Below are 20,943 nucleotides of genomic sequence, written 5' to 3'. Positions count from 1 at the left end.
ATCGGGTACGGAAGGATCGGCGTGAAGACGCGAGCCCGATCGGACGGGCCCGCGACGCAGGGTTACTTGGTTGATGCTTCGAAACGGCGCAGCAGCACGTCACCGCGCTGCACGGCGGCGTCCAACGCCTGCTGAGGCGTTTTCTTACCGGTCCACACGCCTTCCAGCTCCTCATCCACTACGCTGCGGATCTGCGGCATGTTGCCCAGGCGCAGGCCCTTGGTGAACGGCAACGGCGGCTTGTTCAGCATCTGGCGAGTGGCGACGTCGGCACCCGGGTTCTTGTCGTAGAAGCCCTGCTGCTTGGTCAGATCGTAAGCCGCGGTGGTGATCGGCAGATAGCCGGTCTTCTGGTGCCATTCGGCGGCGATTTCCGGCTGCGCCAGGTACTGCAGGAACTCGGCCACGCCCTTGTAGGTGGCGGCGTCTTTGCCGTTCATCACCCACAGGCTGGCCCCGCCGATGATGGCGTTCTGCGGCGCGTTTTTCGCGTCGGCGTCGTACGGCATCATGCCGACGCCGTAGTTGAATTTGGCGTAGTGCTTGATGTCCGCCAGCGAACCGGAAGAAGCGGTGGTGATGGCGCAGTCGCCGTTATAAAACTTCTCGGTGGATTCGTCTTTGCGGCCGAAGTAGGTGAAATCGCCCTTCTTGTTCATCGCCTCCAGCAGCGCGATATGCTTGACCTGCAGCGGCTTGTTGAACTCCAGCTTGGCGTTGGTGCCGCCGAAACCGTTGTTTTCGCTGGCGAACGGCACGCCGTGCCAGGCGCTGAAGTTCTCCAGCTGGATCCAGCCCTGCCAACCGCTGGCGTAGCCGCACTTCATGCCGGCCTCACGCAGTTTGGCGGTATCCGCTGCCAGCTCCTGCCAGGTTTTCGGCGGCTGATCCGGGTTCAGGCCGGCCTTCTTGAAGGCGTCTTTGTTGTAGTACAGCACCGGCGTAGAGCTGTTGAACGGCTGCGACAGCAGATGGCCGCTCTTGTTGTCGGTGTAATAGCCGGCTACCGTCGGCACGAACACCGACTCGTCGAAGTTGATGCCGGCCTCTTTAAACACTTCATAGACCGGTTTGATGGCCTTGCTGGCCATCATGGTGGCGGTGCCCACCTCGTAAACCTGCAGGATCGCCGGCGCCTTGCCGGAGCGGTAAGCGGCGATGCCCGCCGCCAGGCTCTGTTCGTAGTTGCCTTTGTAAACCGGCACAATCTTGACGTCGCTGTGCGACTGGTTGAAGCGATCCGCCAGGGAGTCCACTTCCTTACCCAGTTCGCCTTCCATCGAATGCCAGAACGGGATCTCGGTCGCCGCCAGCGCCTGAGTGCTGACCGCCAGGGTCAATGCGACGCACAGCGTGGTTTTGCGAATAGCGTAGGTGAGCATGCCTAACTCCTGAAAAAAGCTGGTGTAAAAGCGCGTGAGCGAAAAGAATCAGTTTTTTGTTCGGAAGCTAACATGCCATGCGCGGATGACAGAAAAATAACTAAAAAGTGACAGCCATGTGACAGGAGAGTGAAGTGAAGATGGCAGTTTGATGTCGGCGGCGGGCATGCGCTCCGCCGCCGCGGGGATTACAGCGAACGGCGCAGGCGCGCCACCGCTTCCTGCATTTGTTGCTCGGTGGCGGTGGCGAACGACAGGCGGAAGGTCGAACGATCCGGGTTGTCGGAGAAGAAGTATTCCCCCGGCACGAACACCACGCCCTGCTGCAGCGTGGTATTCAGCCATTCGGTGGCGTTGAACGGCTGGCGGAAACGCGCCCACAGGAACATGCCGCCCTTCGGCTTATCGAAGGTGATGTAGTCGCCCAGCTCCTGCTCCACCAAACCGGCCAGGATCTCGCCCTTTTGCTTGTAGGCGGCGCGGATCTTGTCGATCTGCGCCGGCAGGCGATCCAGGCCGAGGTAGCATTCGACGATGCTCTGCGACAGCGCGCTGGCGTGCAGATCCGCCGCCTGCTTGATGATCGCCACTTTATGCAGCAGGAACGGCGGCAGGATCGCCCAGCCCAACCGCAAGCCCGGCGCCAGGATCTTGGAGAAGGTCGAGGTATAGATGATGTGGTCGGTGTTGCCCAGCACCCGCTGCGACACCTGATGCAGCGTCGGGTGGCGCTCTTCGGTGAAACGCAGCTCGCCGTACGGATCGTCTTCGATGATCAGGAAGTTATGTTCGGCGGCCAGTTTCACCAGCAGTTCGCGGCGCGCGGCGCTCAGGGTGATGCCGCTGGGATTGCCGAAGTTCGGCACCACGTATACGCCCTTGATGCGCTGGGTTTTCAGCAGCTCGGCCAACTCTTCCACCACCATGCCGTCGCTGTCGGACGAGACCGACATGATGTTGGCTTCCGCCAGCTCCAGCGTTTGCAGCGCCGCCAGGTAGGTCGGGCGCTCCACCACGAACACGTCGCCGGGGTTGACGATGGCGCGCATCACCAAATCCAATGCCTGCTGCGAGCCGGCGGTGACCATCACCTCTTCCGCGCGCGCGGTGACGCCGCGTTCGGCGCACAGCGCGCAAATGCGCTCACGCAGCAGCGGGCTGCCCTCGGTCAGGCCATACTGGAACGCGCTTTTCGGCTGTTCGGTGATCGCCTGCTGGGTGGCGATGCTCAATCCTTCGAAATCGAACAGCGCATCAGAGGGGATGCCGCCCGCCAGCGAAATGACGTGTTCCATCTTGCTGTGTTTAAGCAATTCACGGATGGCCGAACTTTTTACGTTAACGATGCGCTGCGCGAGTAACCCTTCTGTCTTCATTTCTTCTTCTCGTACCTGATTATTTTAATTCGTAGGGGGGCGGATTAACCGCCCAGATACGCCGACCTCACTGCTTCGTTGGCTAACAATGCAGCCCCCGTATCTTCCAACACCACGCGGCCGTTTTCCAGCACATAACCGCGGTCCGCCAATTTCAGCGCCTGATTGGCGTTTTGCTCCACCAGGAAGATGGTCATGCCCTCTTCCCGCAGCTGCTGAATGATGTCGAAGATCTGCTGGATGATGATCGGCGCCAGCCCGAGCGAGGGCTCGTCGAGCAGCAGCAGCTTCGGCTGGCTCATCAGCGCGCGGCCGATGGCCAACATCTGCTGTTCGCCGCCGGACATGGTGCCGGCGCGCTGGTTTCGGCGCTCCAGCAGGCGCGGGAACAGAGTGAACACCCGTTCGATGCGCTGTTGATACTGCCGGCGATCGGCGAAGAAGCCGCCCATCGCCAGGTTTTCTTCCACCGTCATGCGCGAGAAGACGCGCCGCCCTTCCGGCACGATCGCCACCGCTTCGCGCATGATGCGCGAGGTTTGCCACTGGGTGATGTCCTGATCCTGAAAGACGATGCTACCTTCGCTGGCGCGCGGCTCGCCGCACAGAGTGCCGAGCAGCGTGGTTTTACCGGCGCCGTTGGCGCCGATTAACGTCACGATTTCACCCTGGCTTATCGTGAGGCTGACCTGATGCAGCGCCTGAATTTTGCCGTAATGGGCGGATACCTGATTGAATGACAGCATATTATTCTTCGCCCAAATAAGCCCGGATCACGTCCGGGTTGTTGCGGATCTCCGCCGGTGTGCCCTGCGCCAGCGGCGTGCCCTGATTCACCACGTAAATGCGGTCGGAAATGCCCATCACCAGCTTCATGTCGTGCTCGATCAGCAGCACCGATACCTTATGCCGATCGCGCAGCTCGACGATCAGGTGATCCAGTTCGTCGGTCTCTTTCGGGTTGAGGCCGGCGGCCGGTTCGTCCAGCATCAGCAGCTCCGGCCGGGTCACCATGCAGCGGGCGATCTCCAGCCGCCGCTGCTGCCCGTAGGCCAGGTTGCCCGCCGAACGGTTGGCCATCTCCAGCAGGCCGACGCGCTCCAGCCACTCCGCCGCGTGCGTCAGCGCCTCGGCTTCGGCGCGGCGGAAGGCCGGGGTTTTCAACAGCCCGGCAAACACGCCGCTTTTCAGGTGCTGATGCTGCGCCACCAGCAGGTTCTCGATCACCGTCATTTCACGGAACAGCCGCACGTGCTGGAAGGTGCGCACCACGCCCATGCGGGCGATGGCCTGCCCCGCCAGCCCTTCCAGGTGGCGATCGCGCAATTTGATGGTGCCGCCGGTCGGGCGGTAAAAACCGGTCAGGCAGTTGAACACCGTGGTCTTACCGGCGCCGTTGGGGCCGATCAGCGACACGATTTCGCCTTCGTTCAGCGTCAACGCCACGTTGTTGACCGCCAGCAGCCCGCCGAAACGCATCGACAGGCCTTCCACCTGCAGTAAAGGTTGAACGCTCATGCCTGCTCCCCCTTGCCCGCGTGAATGTCCGCCGCCTGCAGCTTCAGCTGCGGCCGTTTCATCGGCAGCAGCCCCTGCGGCCGCCAAATCATCATCAACACCATCAGCGCACCCAGCAGCAACATGCTGTATTCATTCAGATCGCGCATCAGTTCGCGCGACACCACCAGCAGGATCGCCGCCAGAATGACCGCGAACTGCGAGCCCATGCCCCCCAGTACGACGATCGCCAACACGAAGGCCGATTCGACGAAGGTGAAAGATTCCGGGCTGACGAAGCCCTGGCGCGCGGCGAACAGCGTGCCGGCAAACCCGGCGAAAGCGGCGCTGATGGTAAAGGCGGTCAGCTTGATGCGCGTCGGGCTGAGGCCCAGCGAGCGGCAGGCGATCTCGTCTTCGCGCAGCGCTTCCCAGGCGCGCCCGAGCGGCATGCGCAGCAGGCGGTTGATGACGAACAGCGTCAGCACCACCAGCAGCAGCGCCACCAGATACAGGAATATGATGCGATCGCTCGGATCGTATTTCAGGCCGAAGAAGTTATGGAAGGTATCCCAACCGCCGTCGCGCACGCTGCGGTTGAACTCCAGGCCGAAAAAGGTCGGTTTCGGGATCTGGCTGATGCCGTTCGGCCCGCCGGTGATCTCGGTATTGTTCAGCAGCAGGATGCGCACGATCTCACCGAAGCCGAGCGTCACGATCGCCAGATAGTCGCCGCGCAGCCGCAGCACCGGGAAACCGAGCAGGAAGCCGAAGGCGGCGGTGACGATGCCCGCCAGCGGCAGGCTCTCCCAGAAGCCGAGGCCGTAATAGTGATTCAGCAGCGCGTAGGTGTAAGCGCCGATGGCGTAGAAACCGCCGTAGCCGAGCACCAGCAGACCGGACAAGCCCACCACCACGTTGAGGCCGAGGCCCAGCATCACGTAGATCAACGTCAGGGTGGCGATATCCACCGTGCCGCGCGACACCAGGAACGGCCAGGCAACCGCCGCGACGATGAGCAGAGCCGCCAGCAGCTTTTGCCGCGGCGTGGTGCCGTCGAAGCTCGGCAACACGAACGCCGGGCCGGAGACTTTTTTCAATCCCTGCTGCAGCAGCGGGCGCAACAGCTGGAAGAAAAAGACGATGACGCAGCCGATGCCGATCCACATCCAGCGCACTTCCGCCGCGCCGTGCACCACCAGCTTGGTGCCGTCCAGGCTAAGCTGCATGCCCATCAGGAACGACGCCATCACGAACAGCACCGCCGTGGCGATCAGCGCATTGAGCAGATTGAGTTTCATACTTTCTCAACCTCCGGACGCCCGAGGATGCCGGTCGGCATGATCAGCAGCACCACGATCAGCAACGCGAACGACACCACGTCTTTGTATTCGGTGCTGAGATAGGCGGAGGTCAGCGCTTCCGCCACGCCCAGCACCAGGCCGCCGATCATCGCGCCGGGAATGCTGCCGATGCCGCCCAGGACCGCGGCGGTGAAGGCTTTCATGCCGGCCATAAAGCCGATGTAGGGGTTGATGACGCCGTAGAACTGGCCGAGCAACACCCCGGCCACCGCCGCCATCACCGCCCCGATGACGAAGGTCAGCGAGATCACCCGGTCAGTGTTGATGCCCAGCAGGCTGGCCATCTTCAGGTCTTCCGCACAGGCGCGGCAGGCGCGGCCCATGCGCGAATAGCGGATAAACAGCGTCAGCGCCAGCATCGCCAGGAAGGTCACGAGCCAGATGGTCAGCTGCATGGTGCTGATGGTGGCGGCGAAGCCGTTGCTTTCCCCCAGCACCCACTGGCCGGTCACCAGGCTGGGCAGCGCCAGATCGCGTGAGCCCTGCGTCAGGCTGACGTAGTTTTGCAGGAATATCGACATGCCGATGGCCGAGATCAGCGCAATCAGGCGCTTGGAGTTGCGCACCGGCTTGTAGGCCACCCGCTCGATGCTCCAGCCGTAGGCGCTGGCGATGACGATCGAGACCAGGAACGCGGCGCCGATCAGCAACCAGCCGACGTCAATGCCGAGCATCATCAGGGCGGCGATAACGATAAAGGAGACATAGCTGCCGATCATGTACACCTCGCCGTGGGCGAAGTTGATCATGCCGATAATGCCGTAAACCATGGTGTAACCGATGGCGATCAATGCATAGGTGCTGCCCAACGTTAAGCCGTTGAACATCTGCTGCAGAAAATAGAGGAGCTGCTCTGACATACTCTGAACCCTTGGCTGCGAAACCCGCCGGCGGAGAACCGGCGGGTAAAGGGAGACGGGGCCGGCAAGCCGACCCGCCGGGCGCAGCGGGCTGCGCCCCACCCTAATCATTATGGCTTATTTGATCGGTGTGGACGTGCCGTTGGCATGCCATTCGAACACGCCGAACTCGAAGCCTTTCAGATCGCCCTTGTCATCCCAGCTCAGCGGCCCCATCACGGTCTCCACCGGCTTGCCGGTTTTCAGATCCTTGACGATGTCCGCCGGCTCCTGGCTGCCGCTGCGCTCCATGCCGGTGGTCAGCGACTGCAGCGCGGCATAGGTGGTCCAGACGAACGGGCCGGTCGGATCCAGCTTCTTGGCTTTCAACGCATCGACGATCGGCTGGTTGGCAGGCACCTGATCGTAGCGTTTCGGCAACGTCACCAGCATGCCTTCCGAAGCGGCTCCGGCGATGTTGGACAGCGAGGAGTTGCCCACGCCTTCCGGCCCCATGAAGCGGGTGGTCAACCCGGCCTGCTTGGCCTGACGCAGGATCTGGCCCATTTCCGGGTAGTAACCGCCGAAATACACGAAGTCGATATTCTCTTTCTTCAGGCGCGCCACCAGGGTGGAGAAGTCTTTGTCGCCGGCGGTGATGCCTTCGAACATCGCCACTTCGGTGCCCTGTTTTTTCAGGCTGTCGCGCACCGAGCGCGCCAGGCCTTCGCCATATTGCTGCTTGTCGTGCACCACGGCGATGCGCTTCGGCTTGATGTCGCTGAGGATGTATTTGGCAGCGGTCGGGCCCTGATCCGAGTCCAGGCCGGTGGTGCGCATGATCATCTTGTAGCCGCGGGTGGTCAGATCGGCGTTGGTGGCCGCCGGGGTAATCATGATCACGCCTTCGTCTTCATAAATATCGGACGCCGGCTGGGTGGACGAGGAGCACAGGTGGCCGATCACGTAGCGAATGCCGTCGTTGATCACCTTGTTGGCGACCGCAACCGCCTGTTTCGGGTCGCAGGCGTCGTCGTATTCCACACCGACCAGCTTGTCGCCCTTGATGCCGCCCTTGGCGTTGATGTCGGCAATCGCCTGGCGCGCGCCGGTAAACTCCATGTCGCCATACTGCGCGACCGGGCCGGACATCGCCCCGACGATCGCCACCTTGATGTCTTTCGCCATGGCCGCCTGGCTCATGGCCATCGCAATACAACCCGCCAGCAGTGCCTTACCTGTTGTTAATTTCATCCGCGAATCCCCATCTGTCGTTGTGAACGTACCTGTTGTGTTTGCCTGCACCGGATCGTTATTGACCGCTTTTGTTATAAGTAATAATGATTTAGGCGCTTTGTCGGCATTATTTTCTAATAAGACTTTATTTTTCATGCCATTAAACAGGAATTTTCTTCTGCAAATCAACTTCATCAGGCAGAAACAAGCGGTGTAAACAGGATAAAATTCGAATTAAACCTGCGCTCTTTACCTTGAGGCGTAGTGCGTTGTGCTGGTTAACAATCCGTTTACTAACTATTTACTCGGAAAATGCCCCGTGCAAAAAACATATTGCACAGTAATCGTACAGAAAAACTTACACAACGCTCTGCACAAGATCTATTACACTGTCGGCATCATTTAGCTGCGCGGAAATTCTGCATGAAACTGACCATCGAGCGCCTGACCGCGCTGTCCCCGCAAGACCTTATCGACCTCGGTAAAATTTGGCCGCACCAGCAGCCGGAACAGTGGCAGAGCTGGCTGAGCGACGGCAAGGCGCTGTTCGCCGCCCGCTTCAACGAGCGGCTGCTGGGGGCGGTGAAAATCGCGCTGCAGAACGACCGCGCCGAGCTGCAGGACCTGCTGGTACGCGAAGTGACGCGCCGCCGCGGCGTCGGTCTTTACCTGGTGCAGGATGCGCAGCGTCAGCTGCCGCAGATCGCCCACTGGCAGCTGTCGACCGCCGGCCTGGCGCCGCGCGAACGCGGGGAAGTCGATAACTTCATGCGCGCCTGCGGCTTCGCACCGCAGGGCGATCTCTGGCAAAAATGAAACGCCGGCTGGCGGCGCTGGTCTTGATTGCGCTGGGGCTGGCGGCCGCGTTCCTCGGGCGCCAGCAGGCGCTGCGCCTGGCCTCAGGCTGGGATCAGCAGGTTTATATCTGGCAGCGGGTCTGGACGCCGCAGCACGCCGATGCGCTGGCACACAGCCGCGATCTGTTCGGTGGGCTGCGCGTGCTGGCGCTGCAGGTACATCCGCGCGAGGGCTGGCGGGAGATCCCGGCCGATCTCAACCTGCTGCGGCAGGACGGCCGCCCGCTCTGGCTGGTGGCGCGCCTCGACGGCCAGCTGCCGCAGCTGGACCAAGAGGCCATTATCCAGCGCCTGCTGGCGCTCACCCAACGCTGGCAGGCGGCCGGGCTGCCCGTCACCGGCGTCGAGATCGATCATGACGCCGCCACCGCCCGCCTGCCGGACTACCAACGCTTTCTGCAGCAACTGCGCCAACGGCTGCCCGCCGCTTTGCAGCTCGGCATCACCGCCCTGCCGGCCTGGATCGGCTCGCCCGACCTGCCCGGCGTACTGCAACAGGCCGACAGCTCCGTCCTGCAGGTGCACGCGGTGCTCTCGCCGCAGCAGGGGCTGTTTGACGGCTCCTTGGCGCTGCGCTGGGTGCGGCAGTACGCCTCCGTCACACCGAAGCCGTTTCGCGTCGCGCTGCCGGCCTACGGCATGGCGCTGCTGGGGTTTGATGCGCAGGGCGCGCAGGTGGAGAGCGAGTCCTCGCTGCGCGTGGCGGGCAACGGCCGCGAGCTGACGGTCGCGCCGCAGCAGATCGCCGATTTTCTGCAGACGCTGGCGCAGCAAACGCCGCCCCGGCTGCGCGGCATTATCTGGTTCCGCTTGCCGCTGGCGGACGATCGGCGCGCCTGGTCGCTCGCCACGCTGCGAGCGGTGATCGAACGGCAGCCGCTGAACGTCGACTGGCAGGTAAAATTTAGGCCTCAGCCACAGCAAAACGGGCTGTATGATCTGATAATTCATAACAACGGGCTGGTGGACGCCCCGCTGCCGCAAGAGGTGGCCATCCGCGCCGACGACTGCCTGGCGGCGGACGCGGTCGGCAACTACCGGCTGGAATCCGCACCGCAGCGGCAACGCTTTATTCGCATCAGCGGCGATCAGCTGCGCGCCGGGCAATCCCGGCCGTTGGGCTGGCTGCGCTGCCAACAACTGACGCCAGGAGGCACCCTTGTCACACCTTGATACGCGCGCGGCACGGAACACCCGCCGCCTTCTTCCGCTGGCCATGCTGATCGGCGCCGCGCTGGCGCTGCCGCTGAGCGGCTATGCCTGCGGCCCGGATTTCCCTAACCGGCTGCTGATCGACCGCAACGGCACCCTGCTGTATATGCCGGAGGGCAATTTCGCCTTCGAAGCCGGCCGGCTGGTGCCGGCGGATAAACAGCTGCCGCGCTGGCAAGCCCCGCCGCCGCCGATGCCGCCGAAACCGATGCCGCAATCGCCGGAAACGGTGGCGATCGGCAAAATGCGCGCCGCCAAAACGGTGGAAGAGGCTGACGCCGTCAATACTCAGGGGTTGTCCAACGCTGCACGCTTTTATCAACTGGGCGCCGTCGCTTTCGCCAGCCACGATCCGCGCGCCACAGACTATTTCCAGCAGGTGCTGAAGCTCCCGGCCGCCGAACAGGGCGACTGGGGGCTGCGGGCGCAGTATTCACTTGGGCGGGTGTTGATGGCTGACCACGGTACGCCGGTGAATGAATCGGGTGAAGCGGCCCCCGCCGCCGAGCATCCGCCTAAAGCCGAACTTGAACAGGCGCTGGCGGCGTTCCAGCAGGTGATCGATCGGGTGAAAAGCGGCACCGCCGATCCCGACCAGCTGGCGCTGAGCAGCCTCGGGCAGCAGGCGCGCATCCACCTGTGGCTGGGTGACGTCGCCCCCGCTGCCCACCTGTACGCACAGCAGGCGGCGCAGGGCGATCCGAGCGGCGGGCAGTCGCTGCAGTACGTCTCCAGCTACCTGGTCAATCCCGACCATCTGGAAACGCTGAAGCAGGTGATCGGCGATCCGTTGATCCAGCAGCTGGTGACCATTGAGCTGTTCGCCCGCAGCGGCAACCTGCAAATGGCGGATACCGACGGCAACGGCCGCTCTGCCCAGATCATCAGCCAGATCCTGACGCTGCTGGACGGCACGGTGAAAAGCGGCTTCGCCGGCAGCGATCGGCTGGCGGCATTGGCCTACCGCTCCGGGCAATACCCGATGGCGGCGAGCCTGCTGAAAAACGCCGGCGACGGTGGCCTGGCGTGGTGGCTGCGCGCCAAAATGGCGCTGCGCGACGGCGACGTGAAAGCCGCCACCGCCGCCTACGCCAAGGCGGCAAGCGCGTTCCCCGCCGACGAAAGCTGGGGCGAACAGCGTAACGCCGACTTTGTCGCGGAAACCATCGTCCCCGAGTGCCGGGTGGCCGGCGAACAGGCTATCCTGGCGCTGAACCGCGGCGACTATCTGCAGGCGATGGACCTGCTTTATCGCGGCAAAGCGCTCTACTGGGCCGACGTGGCCGATGTGGCAGAGCGCGTGCTGACCGTCGATGAGTTGAAAGGCTTTGTCGATAAGCACGCCCCGGCGCCGACGACGCCGCTCAAGCCGGTTAACCCGGACGACTACGGTGGCGGCCAGCAAATCACGCCGGAAGTTCAGCTGCGCGAACTGCTGGCGCGGCGCTTGATGCGCGCCGGGCGGGCCGCGGAAGCGCAGGACTATTTCGATATCCCCAACTACCGGCAAGCGGCGCAGCAGTACGCCAATGAGCTGAAGGCCGCCAAGGACAAGTCCGCCGCGCCGCTGGCACGCGCGCAAGCTTACTATCGCGCGGCCAACCTGCTGCGCGCCCAGGGGCTGGAGTTTACCGGCTATGAGATGACACCGGACTACGCCATCTATGGCGCTGGCTATTCCTATCTGGGGGATGCGTTCGATACTCGCGAGCTGAAGCATAAAAGCTGGATCGACAGCGCAGAAGCGGCGCGCGCCAAGGCGGCGCTGCCGGCGCAGGACAACCGTTTCCTGCACTATCGCTGGCAGGCGGTGGGGCTGGCGCAACAGGCGGCCGATCTGCTGCCGCCGAAAAGCCAGGCCTATGCCGCCGTGCTGTGTAACGCCGCCAGCTGGGTTATCAAGCGCGACGCCAAAACCGGCCGGGCGCTTTATCAACGCTACATCAACACCGGCACTCGCTACCCGTGGGCGGCGAAATTCGGCTACGACTGCCCAGCGCCGGACTTCGCCGCCGTGGCGCCATAACGCCGAATTTCAGGCATGAAAAAGCCCGGCTTGCCGGGCTTTTTTTTCGAATATCGCATCGACTCAGGCTTCAATCGCCATTTTCAATTTCTTCATGGCGTTCTTTTCCAGCTGGCGCACGCGCTCGGCGGAAACACCGTACTGATCGGCCAGCTCCTGCAGCGTCGACTTGTTGTCGTCGTCGAGCCAGCGGGCGCGGATGATATGCTGGCTGCGCTCGTCCAGACCTTCCAGCGCATAGGCCAGTTTGTCTGCGGCGTTGCTTTCCCAGTTATCTTCCTCAATGCCTTCAGCGAAGTCTGAGCTCTTGTCCTGCAGGTACAGCACCGGCGCCATCGACTGGCCATCGCGGGCCTCGTCGTCCGGAGTCGGATCGAACGTCATGTCCTGCGCCGCCATGCGAGACTCCATCTCGCGCACGTCTTTGCTGGTTACGCCCAGCTCGCGGGCCACCAGTTCCACTTCGTCCTGGTTGAACCAGCCCAAACGCTGTTTGGTTTTGCGCAGGTTAAAGAACAGCTTGCGCTGCGCTTTGGTGGTCGCCACTTTCACGATGCGCCAGTTGCGCAATACGTACTCGTGGATTTCCGCCTTAATCCAATGCACCGCAAAGGAAACCAGACGCACGCCGACTTCAGGGTTGAAGCGGCGAACGGCTTTCATCAGGCCGATATTGCCTTCCTGAATCAGATCCGCCTGTGGCAGACCATAGCCTGAATAGTTGCGGGCAATATGAGCGACAAAGCGCAGGTGAGACAGGATGAGCTGCTTAGCGGCATCCAGATCGCCCTGATAATGCAGCCGTTCAGCCAGCTCCCGCTCTTCCTCTGCCGTCAGCATCGGATAGGCGTTGGCTGCCCGGATATAGGCTTCCAAGCTACCTTGGGGTACTAAGGCTAAAGTTTGCATTTCTTTGGTCATTCAAACCCTCTCTATGAGAATACAAAATCATGCAGGTGATTATTACAGCGGGGAAATGATTGATTCTACGGCAGTTGCTGAAGCAAAAGCGGTTCCACACGCCGGGCACCTTAACATTTGCTGCAATTTTTGACCGTACTCCGCCCTAAAAGTTCACCCTTTTTTGCAAGCATTGTTGCTGACAATACGTGACGAGAGTGCAGGCCGATAGGGAATTTGTGCGCTAAGAAGAGAGGTGTTGTGCTGACTTCGCTTGAGGTCACTCTTCTCCCGCAACGCGATCAAAAGCAGCAGGAGAAGAGTATACCAAAAAAATCTTACTGTGGTGTAAATCGGCGTAAATGTTGCACCGTCGCCAGCCAGGCGGCGATCCAACCGATCATCGCGGAGATGATCAGCAGCAACAGCGCCTCGTCCCAGCCCAGCCCGTGCAGGGTGAAGGTGGTGCCGAACACCTTGGCCACCCCGGCGACCACTGACTCCAGCTGCCACACCAGCGCGCCGGACAGCACCAGCGACAGCAGCGCGCCGGCAAAGCCGAGCATCGCCCCGCCGTTAAGGAACGGCCGCAGGATAAAACCGTCGGTGGCGCCGATCAGCTTCATCACGTTGATGGTGTCGCGGCGGCTGAAGATGCTCAGACGCACGCTGTTACCGATCACCAGGAACACCGCCACGATCATCAGCACGCCGATGATCGCCGCGATCTGGCCCGCCAACCCGGTCAGCGCCGCCAGGCGGGCAAACCAGCTGTCATCCATACGCACTTCTTCCACGCCCTGCACCGCCGCCACGCGATCGCGCAGGGTGTTGAGGGTATCCGAACTCTGGAAGCTCATCTTCGGCGTAACGATCGCCACCGCCGGCAACGGGTTCTCTTCCAACATGTCCAACGCGCCGCCAAAGCCCGACCAGTTGCGGAACTCGCCGCGCGCTTCTTCACGCGACAGGTAATTCACCTTCTCCACGCCGGCTTCCGCCTTGATGGCGTCGAGCACTTTCAGCGCCGCGTCGTCGTCGAGCGATTTATCCAGGTAGACCGTCAGCTGCGGCGTCGGGTACCACTGGCTGGCCGCGGTGCTGACGTTTTTCCACACGATGTAGCACACGCTCGGCAGCGTCAGGGAGATGGCGATCACCATCACCGTCAACAGCGTCGCCAACGGCTGGCGCAGCATGTCTTTGATGGCGTTCATCCAGGCGTAACGCCACTGCTCGCGCCAGCCGCCGCGCAGCGCCTTGCTCTTGGCGGTTTTTGCGTTATTGGCCATGGTGAGCGCCCCCTTGCATGCGGCCCTGGCTCAGCGTCAGGATGCGGTAATTGCGGCGGGCGATAAGCCCGGTGTCGTGCGTCGCCATTAATACGGTGACGCCGACGCGGTTGAATTCTTCAAACAGGCGCAGAATGCCTTCCGACAGCGCGTCGTCCAGGTTGCCGGTCGGTTCATCCGCCAGCAACACCGCCGGCTTGTTCACCACCGCACGGGCGATGCCCACGCGCTGCTGCTCACCGCCGGACAGCTGAATCGGGAAGTTCTTCGCTTTATCCAGCAAACCGACCTTGTCCAGCGCGGCGGAGACGCGGCGGCGGATGTCTTCGGTACTGGCGCCGGCGATGATCAGCGGCATCGCCACATTGTCATACACCGTGCGATCCAGCAGCAGGTGGTGATCCTGGAAGATCATGCCAATCTGCCGACGCAGGAACGGCACCTCGCGGTTTTTCAAACGACTGATGTCGTGGCCGCCAAACCAGATGTGGCCGGCGCTGGGCCGTTCGATACCGCAAATCAGTTTCAGCAGGGTACTTTTCCCCGCGCCGGAATGGCCGGTCAGAAACGCCATTTCCGCCGGGCGCAGATGGAAATCGACCCCCTGCAGCGCTTGCCGTCCGCCCAGATAAGCTTTACTGACCTGTTCAAAGCGAATCATCCGTATTAATCCTCTCGGGCAAAAAGTGCCTCAATAAAATCGTCAGCCTTAAACGGCCGCAAATCTTCGATGCCTTCCCCGACGCCGATATAGCGAATCGGGATACCGAACTGATCGGCGATGGCGAAGATCACCCCGCCCTTGGCGGTACCGTCCAGTTTAGTCAGCGTGATGCCGGTTAAGCCCACGGCCTCATTAAATAATTTCGCCTGGCTGACCGCATTCTGGCCGGTGCTGGCATCGAGCGTCAGCATAACCTCATGGGGGGCCTGGTCGTCCAGTTTTTTCATGACGCGGACGATCTTCTTCAGCTCTTCCATCAGGTGCGATTTGTTCTGCAGACGGCCGGCGGTATCGGCGATCAAGACATCGATGCCGCGCGCCTTGGCGGCCTGCACCGCATCGAAGATCACCGAAGCGGAATCCGCCCCGGTATGCTGCGCCACCACCGGGATACGATTGCGTTCGCCCCACACCTGCAGCTGCTCCACCGCCGCGGCGCGGAAAGTATCCCCCGCTGCCAGCATCACCGACTTGCCTTCCGCCTGGAATTGGCGCGCCAGCTTGCCGATGGTGGTGGTTTTACCCACGCCGTTCACGCCGACCATCAGAATGACATACGGGGTTTTCCCGCTGACATCCAGCGGCTGATCGACCTTGGCCAGAATTTCGGACATTTCCTCCTTCAGCTTGCCATACAGCGCTTCGGCGTCTTTCAGCTGCTTGCGGCTGGCGTGCTGGGTCAGGGAGGTGATGATCTTGCGCGTGGTCTCCACGCCGACATCGGCGATCAGCAGCTGTTCTTCCAACTCGTCGAACAGATCGTCGTCGATTTTTTTACCGCGGAACAGCCCCATAAAGCCGGAGCCGAGGTTTTGCTTGGTTTTCAGCAGGCTGCGCTTCAGGCGAGCGAAGAAGCCCTCTTTGGTCGGCCGATCCTGCTCTTGCGCAGCGGCCGGCACCACAGGTTCAAGCGGCGCTTCTTCTTCCGGCTCCGATTCTGGTTCGACGACCGGCTCGGGCTCAACAACTGGCTCGGGCTCGACGACCGGCTCGGGCTCGACAACCGGCTCGGGTTCAACGACCGGCTCTGGCTCAACGACCGGCTCTGGCTCGACAACCGGCTCAGGCTCAACAACTGGCTCAGGTTCAACGGCCGGCTCTGGCTCGACGGCCGGCTCTGGCTCGACGGCCGGCTCAGGCTCAACAACTGGCTCAGGCTCAACAACTGGCTCAGATTCGACGACCGGTTCGGGCTCAACAACCGGCTCAGGCTCGGCGATCGGCTCGGGTTCAACGACTGGCTCGGGTTCAACAACCGGCTCGGGCTCAACCACCGGCTCGGGCTCGACGACCGGCTGCTGCTGCGCCACTACCTGCTCGGTCACGCTGACAATCTCTTCGGCCAACGCTTGCGCCGTCGGGTGTTCGGCCGCCGCCGGCAGGTTTTCCGCGATGGGTTCGCCGGCCTGGCCGCTATCCCACTCTCCCGGGGTGTCGACGGAGGCGGCAGGTTCAGATTCCTGGGCGGGGAGCTTGTCATCCAGCTTGGCGGTGGCCGGTTCAGCCGGCGTCTCCGCGGCCTGAGGCTCCGCCTGCTCTACCGGCTGCTCAGGTTGCTGTTGCTCTTCTTCCTTTTCCTTCTGGCCAAACCCCAGCCAGGAGAAAAACCCACGTTTCTTATCTTTTGCCATGTTATGACTCTACTCCGTACCGAAGGCTCGCTTACCCTACATACCTGAAGGATATATGCTGACAATAATCCGCCGAGTCTATCACTTTCCCTCGCGCAGCAACACGCATCCGGCACGCTTTCCGGTGTGAAATCAGACAACAAAGTTTTACCGTTCCCCCCGAAGCCCGTCACCGGTAGAATAGGGGCAACTTTTCGTTAACCTCTACGGCTCCGCGCCGCAAAAGAAATCAAACAACGCTTATGACAAGACTCTCGCCACGGGCGGCGGCCAAAAAACCGCCCCAGGCCGCAGCCGGACAGATCCGCATCATCGGCGGCCAATGGCGCGGTCGCAAGCTTCCGGTGCCGAACAGCCCGGGGCTGCGCCCCACCACCGATCGGGTGCGCGAAACCCTGTTCAACTGGCTGGCGCCGGTGATTCAGGGCGCGCGCTGCCTGGACTGTTTCGCCGGCAGCGGCGCATTAGGGCTGGAAGCGCTGTCGCGCTACGCCGGCAGCGCCACGCTGTTGGAATTCGAACGGCCGGTGGCGCAGCAGCTGGAAAAAAATCTGGCGCTGCTGCAGGGCAAGGGGGTGGTTATCAACACCAACGCGCTGAGCTGGCTGGCGGGCGAGGGCCAACCGTTCGACGTGGTGTTCCTCGATCCGCCGTTTCGCAAAGGCCTGCTGGCGGAGACCGCCTTGCTGCTGGAGCAGCGTGGCTGGCTGGCCGACGAGGCCTGGATCTATGTAGAAGCCGAGGCAGAAAGCGCCGCGGCGGACGTGCCTGCCAGCTGGCAGCTGCACCGGGAGAAGGTCGCCGGCCAGGTGGCCTATCGCCTTTATATTCGTTCGCAAGAGAAAACCGACCATGCTGATTAATCTGGGCCGTCTGCTGATGCTGTGCGTGTGGGGCTTCCTGCTCTCTAACCTGTTCCATCCTTTTCCCAAGCCGCTGAAGTATTTCATCGACGTGGCGCTGTTCTTTATGGTGGTGATGCACGGCCTGCAGCTGGTGCTGTTGAAATCCACCCAGCCGAAGGATCAGCCAATCAGCTACTGGCAAGAAGCCAAGATCTTTATCTTTGGCGTGTTCGAGCTGCTGGCCTGGCAAAAGAAACAGCCGCCCATCAAGAAGAAATGACCGCTACGGCTGAACGCTGAAAGAGACGAAGCGCGTGCCCTGCATGTTCAACGTGCCCTGCGCGCCTTTTTCTATCGGGTTGTATTGCCACTGTTTCAGCCGAAGCGTGATGTCTTCACCGCCCTGGTTCGGGCTGAACACCACCTCGTAATACATCGGCTCATTGACCAGCGGTTCGCGCTGCGGCGCGCGGGTCCTGGCGACCGGGAAGCTGCGCTTGTCGCTCACCGTCACCTGCAGGCTGCGCATCGGCGCGCGATCGTTTTCCGCCTCCCGCTGGCGCTGTTTGAAGTAGCGTTGCGTGGCCAGCACGGCGATCAGCGCAATCACGGCGACAAAAAATAACGGTGGTTTGCTCATCGGTTTCCCATTTCCTTCACGGCCAAATCGGCGTAAACATAGCATTCTCAAGAAAGCATTGTCGATCGTCGGCAGGCTACCTACACTGAAATAAGAAGTGACATTGGTGACAGTTTGGAGCCGGTTGTTGCGGCTCCCTCATGCATAAGGAAGACATAAATGAGTTGGCCGTTCCTTGCCGTATTCTTTTCCGGTTGGCTGTTCGTCGACGCCTCATACCGTGGCCCGCGCTGGCAGCGCTGGGTGTTCAAACCCGTCACGCTGCTGCTGCTGTTGCTGTTGGCCTGGCAGGCGCCGGTGCTCGGCGCCGCGGGTTATCTGATCGTGCTCGGCCTGCTGGCGACGCTGATCGGCGACGCGCTGCTCCTGTTGCCGCGCGAGCGGGTGCTGTACGCCATCGGCGCCTTTTTCCTGTCCCATCTGCTGTATACCCTGAGCTTCGCCAGCCAGATGACGTTCAGCCTGTTCTGGCCGCTGCCGCTGGCGCTGCTGGCGATCGGCGCGTTGCTGCTGGCCACCCTTTGGACCCGGCTGGAAGAGATGCGCTGGCCGATCGTCACCTACGTGGCGATGACGCTGCTGATGGTCTGGCTGGCGGGCGAGCAATATTTCCTGCGCAGCACCGATTTCGGCTTCTCGCTGCTGACCGGCACCTCGCTGCTGCTGCTGGCCAACGTGGTTTGGCTGCTCAACCGCTACCGTTTCACCTTCCGTGCGGCGGACGCCATCGTGGCTTTCTGTTACTTCTCCGGCCACTTCCTGATCGTGCGTTCGCTCTACCTGTAACTCTCTGCCGCGGGTTCGGTGCGCCGAACCCGTTTTTCATTATCAAGCCAGCGCTTTCAACGTCAGGGCATCATCGGCGCCCAGCTGATTGCGATACAGATCGCCGTCGCGCGAGAAGAACGCCAGCGTGCTGCCATCCGCCCGCAGCAGAGCGATGCCGTCCGGCGCCGGGCGCCAGCCCACGACTTCCGCCGCAAACACGCTTTGCAAACACCGTTGCCGATCCACCAGCTGATAGCCGTTGGTTTCACTTTGCTCATTCGCCAAAAACTCGATTTGGCATTGCCGCTCGCTGTCGGCCACCTGCCATTGCCCCGCCAGCGACTGCGCGGTCGGCAGCGCCAGGCTGCCGGCCATGACCACACTTGTCACCATCATGCCGCCCGCCGCCAAAGCGGTGCGCGTTAAAGTACCTTTCATACCGGGCTCCCGCATCACGCCCGGCCGAGACTGCGCCGGGCGTTCCGTTGCTGTGTTACACGATAAAGTCAGTGGCGACGTCAACCTGGCCGACGATTTTCACCAGGAAGTCCGGCGCCTGATGGCCACCGATATTCACCGACAAATCGGTCACGTTGTTGGAAGCGTTGTAGCTGAGCAGCGCTTCGCCGGCCGTGCCGCTGAAGTGATCGACGAAGTGAATGAAATCGCTGCTCTGCGCTTCTTTGTTGAAGAACGACAGGTCAATTTTGTCGATCCCTTTCTGGAAGTCGCGGATCCAGTCTGAAGCGCCCGGTGCGGAATCGCCGGCGGCAGAGAACACGAAGATGTCTTTGCCGGCACCGCCCCACAGCTCATCCGCCCCGCCGCCGCCGAACAGCACGTCGTTACCCGCGCCGCCTTTCAGCACGTTGTTGGCCGCGTTGCCGACGATCACGTCGTTGCCGGAACCGCCAATGGCGTTCTCGATGGTCACACCGGCGGCGATCGAGACGTTGCCCTTCAGGCCACCCACATCGGAGAACGATTTCTCGTTCAGGTTGATGCGCTGGTTAGCGGTGTAACCGGAGAAATCGAAGGTATCGTTACCGCCCGCATCCCAGGCCGCAAAGATCACTTTCTGCGAGTTGCTGGTGGTGCTGAGGAAGTCGCGACCGGTGTTGGAGTTAAAGCCGTACACGGTGTCGCCGGTGCGGGTCGACAGGTTGGCGCCATACAGATGCTGAATGGCGGCAATGTCATCCAGCAGCGGAGCCGCGGCATAGTGGCCGCCATTGTCGCCACCGGTGTTGGTTTCACTCCAGTAGCTCATCAGGCTGAACTGGCGGGTATCCTCTGCATAGGTGACGTCGCGATAGGTCGGGTTACCCTCACCGGCGTTGTAGTCGCCCGGGTGGCTCAGGCCCAGCGCATGGCCAATCTCATGGGTGAACGTCTGACGGCCGTAGTCTTCGGTCGCCGGATGCTTCACGTTGGATTGGTTGACGTTGTACCAGGTCTGGCCGCCCAGATCCTGGCCCTGCCAAATGGTGTTCGGCAGGAAGGCGTAGGCCTGAGTGCCGTAATCATAGTGGCCGGGACGATCCTGGCTGTAGTTGCCGAAGGTGATGTTGGCCTTTTGACCGGCCGCCACTTCGGTGAAGGTGATATTGGCGACGTCGGCCCAGGACTGCAGCGACAGCTTAGCCTGCTGCTGCTGTTCCGCGCTGAACTTGCTCAGCCCGGTGTCGCCGGCGACGTTGGTGGAAGAGAACTTATAGTCCGGGAAGGAGAAGGTTAATTTGACCGGCTGGCCAAATACCTTGTAACCGTTCCAGGTTTGGTTCTCACGGGTAATAAACAGCCCAGCTTGCTCGTTAGAAAATGAATCCTTGCCATTAATCTGAATCCCGTTGCCCCGCTCATGATAATGCAGCAGGTCGTCTACAGCATCGTAGCCGGTTGTCGCGGCCGCAAGGCTGGATTCAGTAATTTCAATTGCCTTTTTAGTAGATTGCATTGGTTCGATTCCACTCATTACCTGATTGATATCAATCAGACAGATAGACATAACCTCCCCGTAAGCCAGGGCTAATGAACCTCAGGCCTGCTGGAAGGGGCTTATGCGCCGTTGCCGGCAGTGTGTTAGGTAGAATTAATGCATATATATCAGCAAATAAGATCACCATTAAAAATGGTAATCGATTCCAATTATAGGCAGGGTCGCAAAACTGCACATAAAATAATCAACCATTTATTATCGCAACGAAAGTTTGTTATGCTGCTTTTTTGGCTTCTTTACAAAACAAATGAAACTTGATGAGGAGAAGTTGGCACCAAACTTCAATAGCAATGCGGCCTGCAGACTCAAGCGAATCATGCTGGCTTTCCCTAGGGTAAAAGGTAAATTTTGCTAA

The 20,943-nt window shown here is 61.3% G+C and carries 20 protein-coding genes; 6 read left to right on the top strand and 14 right to left on the bottom strand.

Features of this window, described 5'->3' with window-relative positions:
• Nucleotides 1-62: 62 nt before the first annotated feature.
• The 7 genes from ugpB to SSARUM_RS00920 all read right to left on the bottom strand — a co-directional run bounded on the left by ugpB (nucleotide 63) and on the right by SSARUM_RS00920 (nucleotide 7,712).
• On the bottom strand, nucleotides 63-1,382 hold the full coding sequence (ugpB, locus tag SSARUM_RS00950) for a sn-glycerol-3-phosphate ABC transporter substrate-binding protein UgpB (RefSeq protein WP_033636688.1): 1,320 nt from the start codon (nucleotides 1,380-1,382) through the stop codon (nucleotides 63-65).
• A 188-nt stretch (nucleotides 1,383-1,570) separates the two neighbouring features.
• Nucleotides 1,571-2,758: an aminotransferase-like domain-containing protein gene (locus SSARUM_RS00945; RefSeq protein WP_004934394.1), complete on the bottom strand. Its 1,188-nt coding sequence runs from the start codon at nucleotides 2,756-2,758 to the stop codon at nucleotides 1,571-1,573.
• A 44-nt stretch (nucleotides 2,759-2,802) separates the two neighbouring features.
• Nucleotides 2,803-3,504: a high-affinity branched-chain amino acid ABC transporter ATP-binding protein LivF gene (gene livF / locus SSARUM_RS00940; protein WP_033636687.1), complete on the bottom strand. Its 702-nt coding sequence runs from the start codon at nucleotides 3,502-3,504 to the stop codon at nucleotides 2,803-2,805.
• A gap of 1 nt (nucleotide 3,505) precedes the next feature.
• Entirely contained in the window at nucleotides 3,506-4,276 is a 771-nt protein-coding gene (livG, locus tag SSARUM_RS00935) for a high-affinity branched-chain amino acid ABC transporter ATP-binding protein LivG (protein ID WP_033636686.1), read from the bottom strand.
• Nucleotides 4,273-5,556 carry a high-affinity branched-chain amino acid ABC transporter permease LivM gene (locus SSARUM_RS00930; protein WP_033636685.1) on the bottom strand — a complete coding sequence of 428 codons (1,284 nt, stop codon included), beginning with the start codon at nucleotides 5,554-5,556 and terminating at the stop codon, nucleotides 4,273-4,275. Before SSARUM_RS00930 ends, livG begins: the two co-directional genes overlap by 4 nt.
• A complete protein-coding gene (gene livH / locus SSARUM_RS00925) occupies nucleotides 5,553-6,479 on the bottom strand; it encodes a high-affinity branched-chain amino acid ABC transporter permease LivH (protein ID WP_015376290.1) in 927 nt (308 codons plus the stop codon). The genes SSARUM_RS00930 and livH overlap by 4 nt, the downstream gene beginning before the upstream one ends.
• A gap of 117 nt (nucleotides 6,480-6,596) precedes the next feature.
• The gene (locus tag SSARUM_RS00920; protein WP_033636684.1) at nucleotides 6,597-7,712 is read right to left on the bottom strand and encodes a branched-chain amino acid ABC transporter substrate-binding protein; all 1,116 of its coding nucleotides are present in this window, start codon (nucleotides 7,710-7,712) and stop codon (nucleotides 6,597-6,599) included.
• Between the two features lie 405 nt (nucleotides 7,713-8,117).
• Here SSARUM_RS00920 and panM point away from each other — a divergent pair, with 405 nt between their 5' ends.
• Genes panM through SSARUM_RS00905 form a run of 3 tightly spaced genes read left to right on the top strand, consistent with a single transcriptional unit; the run spans nucleotide 8,118 to nucleotide 11,789 of the window.
• On the top strand, nucleotides 8,118-8,510 hold the full coding sequence (panM, locus tag SSARUM_RS00915; RefSeq protein ID WP_033636683.1) for an aspartate 1-decarboxylase autocleavage activator PanM: 393 nt from the start codon (nucleotides 8,118-8,120) through the stop codon (nucleotides 8,508-8,510).
• Nucleotides 8,507-9,724 carry a DUF3142 domain-containing protein gene (locus SSARUM_RS00910; RefSeq protein WP_033649657.1) on the top strand — a complete coding sequence of 406 codons (1,218 nt, stop codon included), beginning with the start codon at nucleotides 8,507-8,509 and terminating at the stop codon, nucleotides 9,722-9,724. Before panM ends, SSARUM_RS00910 begins: the two co-directional genes overlap by 4 nt.
• 43 nt (nucleotides 9,725-9,767) lie before the next feature.
• Nucleotides 9,768-11,789 carry a hypothetical protein gene (locus tag SSARUM_RS00905; RefSeq protein WP_089185438.1) on the top strand — a complete coding sequence of 674 codons (2,022 nt, stop codon included), beginning with the start codon at nucleotides 9,768-9,770 and terminating at the stop codon, nucleotides 11,787-11,789.
• A 63-nt stretch (nucleotides 11,790-11,852) separates the two neighbouring features.
• Here SSARUM_RS00905 and rpoH read toward each other — a convergent pair whose 3' ends face one another.
• From rpoH to ftsY, 4 genes are all read right to left on the bottom strand, one after another.
• Nucleotides 11,853-12,710, bottom strand: coding sequence for an RNA polymerase sigma factor RpoH (gene rpoH / locus SSARUM_RS00900; RefSeq protein WP_004934345.1), 858 nt, complete (start codon nucleotides 12,708-12,710; stop codon nucleotides 11,853-11,855).
• A 317-nt stretch (nucleotides 12,711-13,027) separates the two neighbouring features.
• Nucleotides 13,028-13,981: a permease-like cell division protein FtsX gene (ftsX, locus tag SSARUM_RS00895; RefSeq protein ID WP_033636680.1), complete on the bottom strand. Its 954-nt coding sequence runs from the start codon at nucleotides 13,979-13,981 to the stop codon at nucleotides 13,028-13,030.
• Nucleotides 13,971-14,642, bottom strand: a complete 672-nt coding sequence (ftsE, locus tag SSARUM_RS00890) for a cell division ATP-binding protein FtsE (protein ID WP_004934337.1) — start codon at nucleotides 14,640-14,642, stop codon at nucleotides 13,971-13,973. Before ftsE ends, ftsX begins: the two co-directional genes overlap by 11 nt.
• 5 nt (nucleotides 14,643-14,647) lie before the next feature.
• Nucleotides 14,648-16,336 carry a signal recognition particle-docking protein FtsY gene (ftsY, locus tag SSARUM_RS00885; RefSeq protein WP_060431198.1) on the bottom strand — a complete coding sequence of 563 codons (1,689 nt, stop codon included), beginning with the start codon at nucleotides 16,334-16,336 and terminating at the stop codon, nucleotides 14,648-14,650.
• A 242-nt stretch (nucleotides 16,337-16,578) separates the two neighbouring features.
• Between ftsY and rsmD the strand changes: the two genes are divergently transcribed.
• On the top strand, nucleotides 16,579-17,199 hold the full coding sequence (gene rsmD, locus SSARUM_RS00880; RefSeq protein WP_033636678.1) for a 16S rRNA (guanine(966)-N(2))-methyltransferase: 621 nt from the start codon (nucleotides 16,579-16,581) through the stop codon (nucleotides 17,197-17,199).
• Nucleotides 17,189-17,461: a DUF1145 family protein gene (locus SSARUM_RS00875; protein ID WP_004934327.1), complete on the top strand. Its 273-nt coding sequence runs from the start codon at nucleotides 17,189-17,191 to the stop codon at nucleotides 17,459-17,461. Before rsmD ends, SSARUM_RS00875 begins: the two co-directional genes overlap by 11 nt.
• A 3-nt stretch (nucleotides 17,462-17,464) precedes the next feature.
• Here the strand turns inward: SSARUM_RS00875 and SSARUM_RS00870 are convergent, their stop codons facing one another.
• Nucleotides 17,465-17,821: a DUF2500 domain-containing protein gene (locus tag SSARUM_RS00870; protein WP_033649654.1), complete on the bottom strand. Its 357-nt coding sequence runs from the start codon at nucleotides 17,819-17,821 to the stop codon at nucleotides 17,465-17,467.
• Between the two features lie 159 nt (nucleotides 17,822-17,980).
• Between SSARUM_RS00870 and SSARUM_RS00865 the strand changes: the two genes are divergently transcribed.
• Complete coding sequence (locus SSARUM_RS00865; RefSeq protein WP_033636676.1) at nucleotides 17,981-18,607, top strand: lysoplasmalogenase; 627 nt, start codon at nucleotides 17,981-17,983, stop codon at nucleotides 18,605-18,607.
• A 42-nt stretch (nucleotides 18,608-18,649) separates the two neighbouring features.
• On the opposite strand, the gene SSARUM_RS00860 is transcribed toward SSARUM_RS00865, so the two are convergent.
• Together SSARUM_RS00860 and SSARUM_RS00855 are read right to left on the bottom strand one after the other, a co-directional pair.
• On the bottom strand, nucleotides 18,650-19,027 hold the full coding sequence (locus SSARUM_RS00860) for an AprI/Inh family metalloprotease inhibitor (protein ID WP_060431200.1): 378 nt from the start codon (nucleotides 19,025-19,027) through the stop codon (nucleotides 18,650-18,652).
• A 55-nt stretch (nucleotides 19,028-19,082) separates the two neighbouring features.
• Nucleotides 19,083-20,546, bottom strand: coding sequence for a serralysin family metalloprotease (locus tag SSARUM_RS00855; protein WP_033636674.1), 1,464 nt, complete (start codon nucleotides 20,544-20,546; stop codon nucleotides 19,083-19,085).
• Nucleotides 20,547-20,943 lie beyond the last annotated feature (397 nt).

The organism is Serratia sarumanii, assembly GCF_029962605.1.
GTDB classification, from domain to species: domain Bacteria; phylum Pseudomonadota; class Gammaproteobacteria; order Enterobacterales; family Enterobacteriaceae; genus Serratia; species Serratia sarumanii.
Note: the sequence above shows the minus strand (reverse complement) of the source record. Positions and strands in the feature narration are given on the sequence as shown.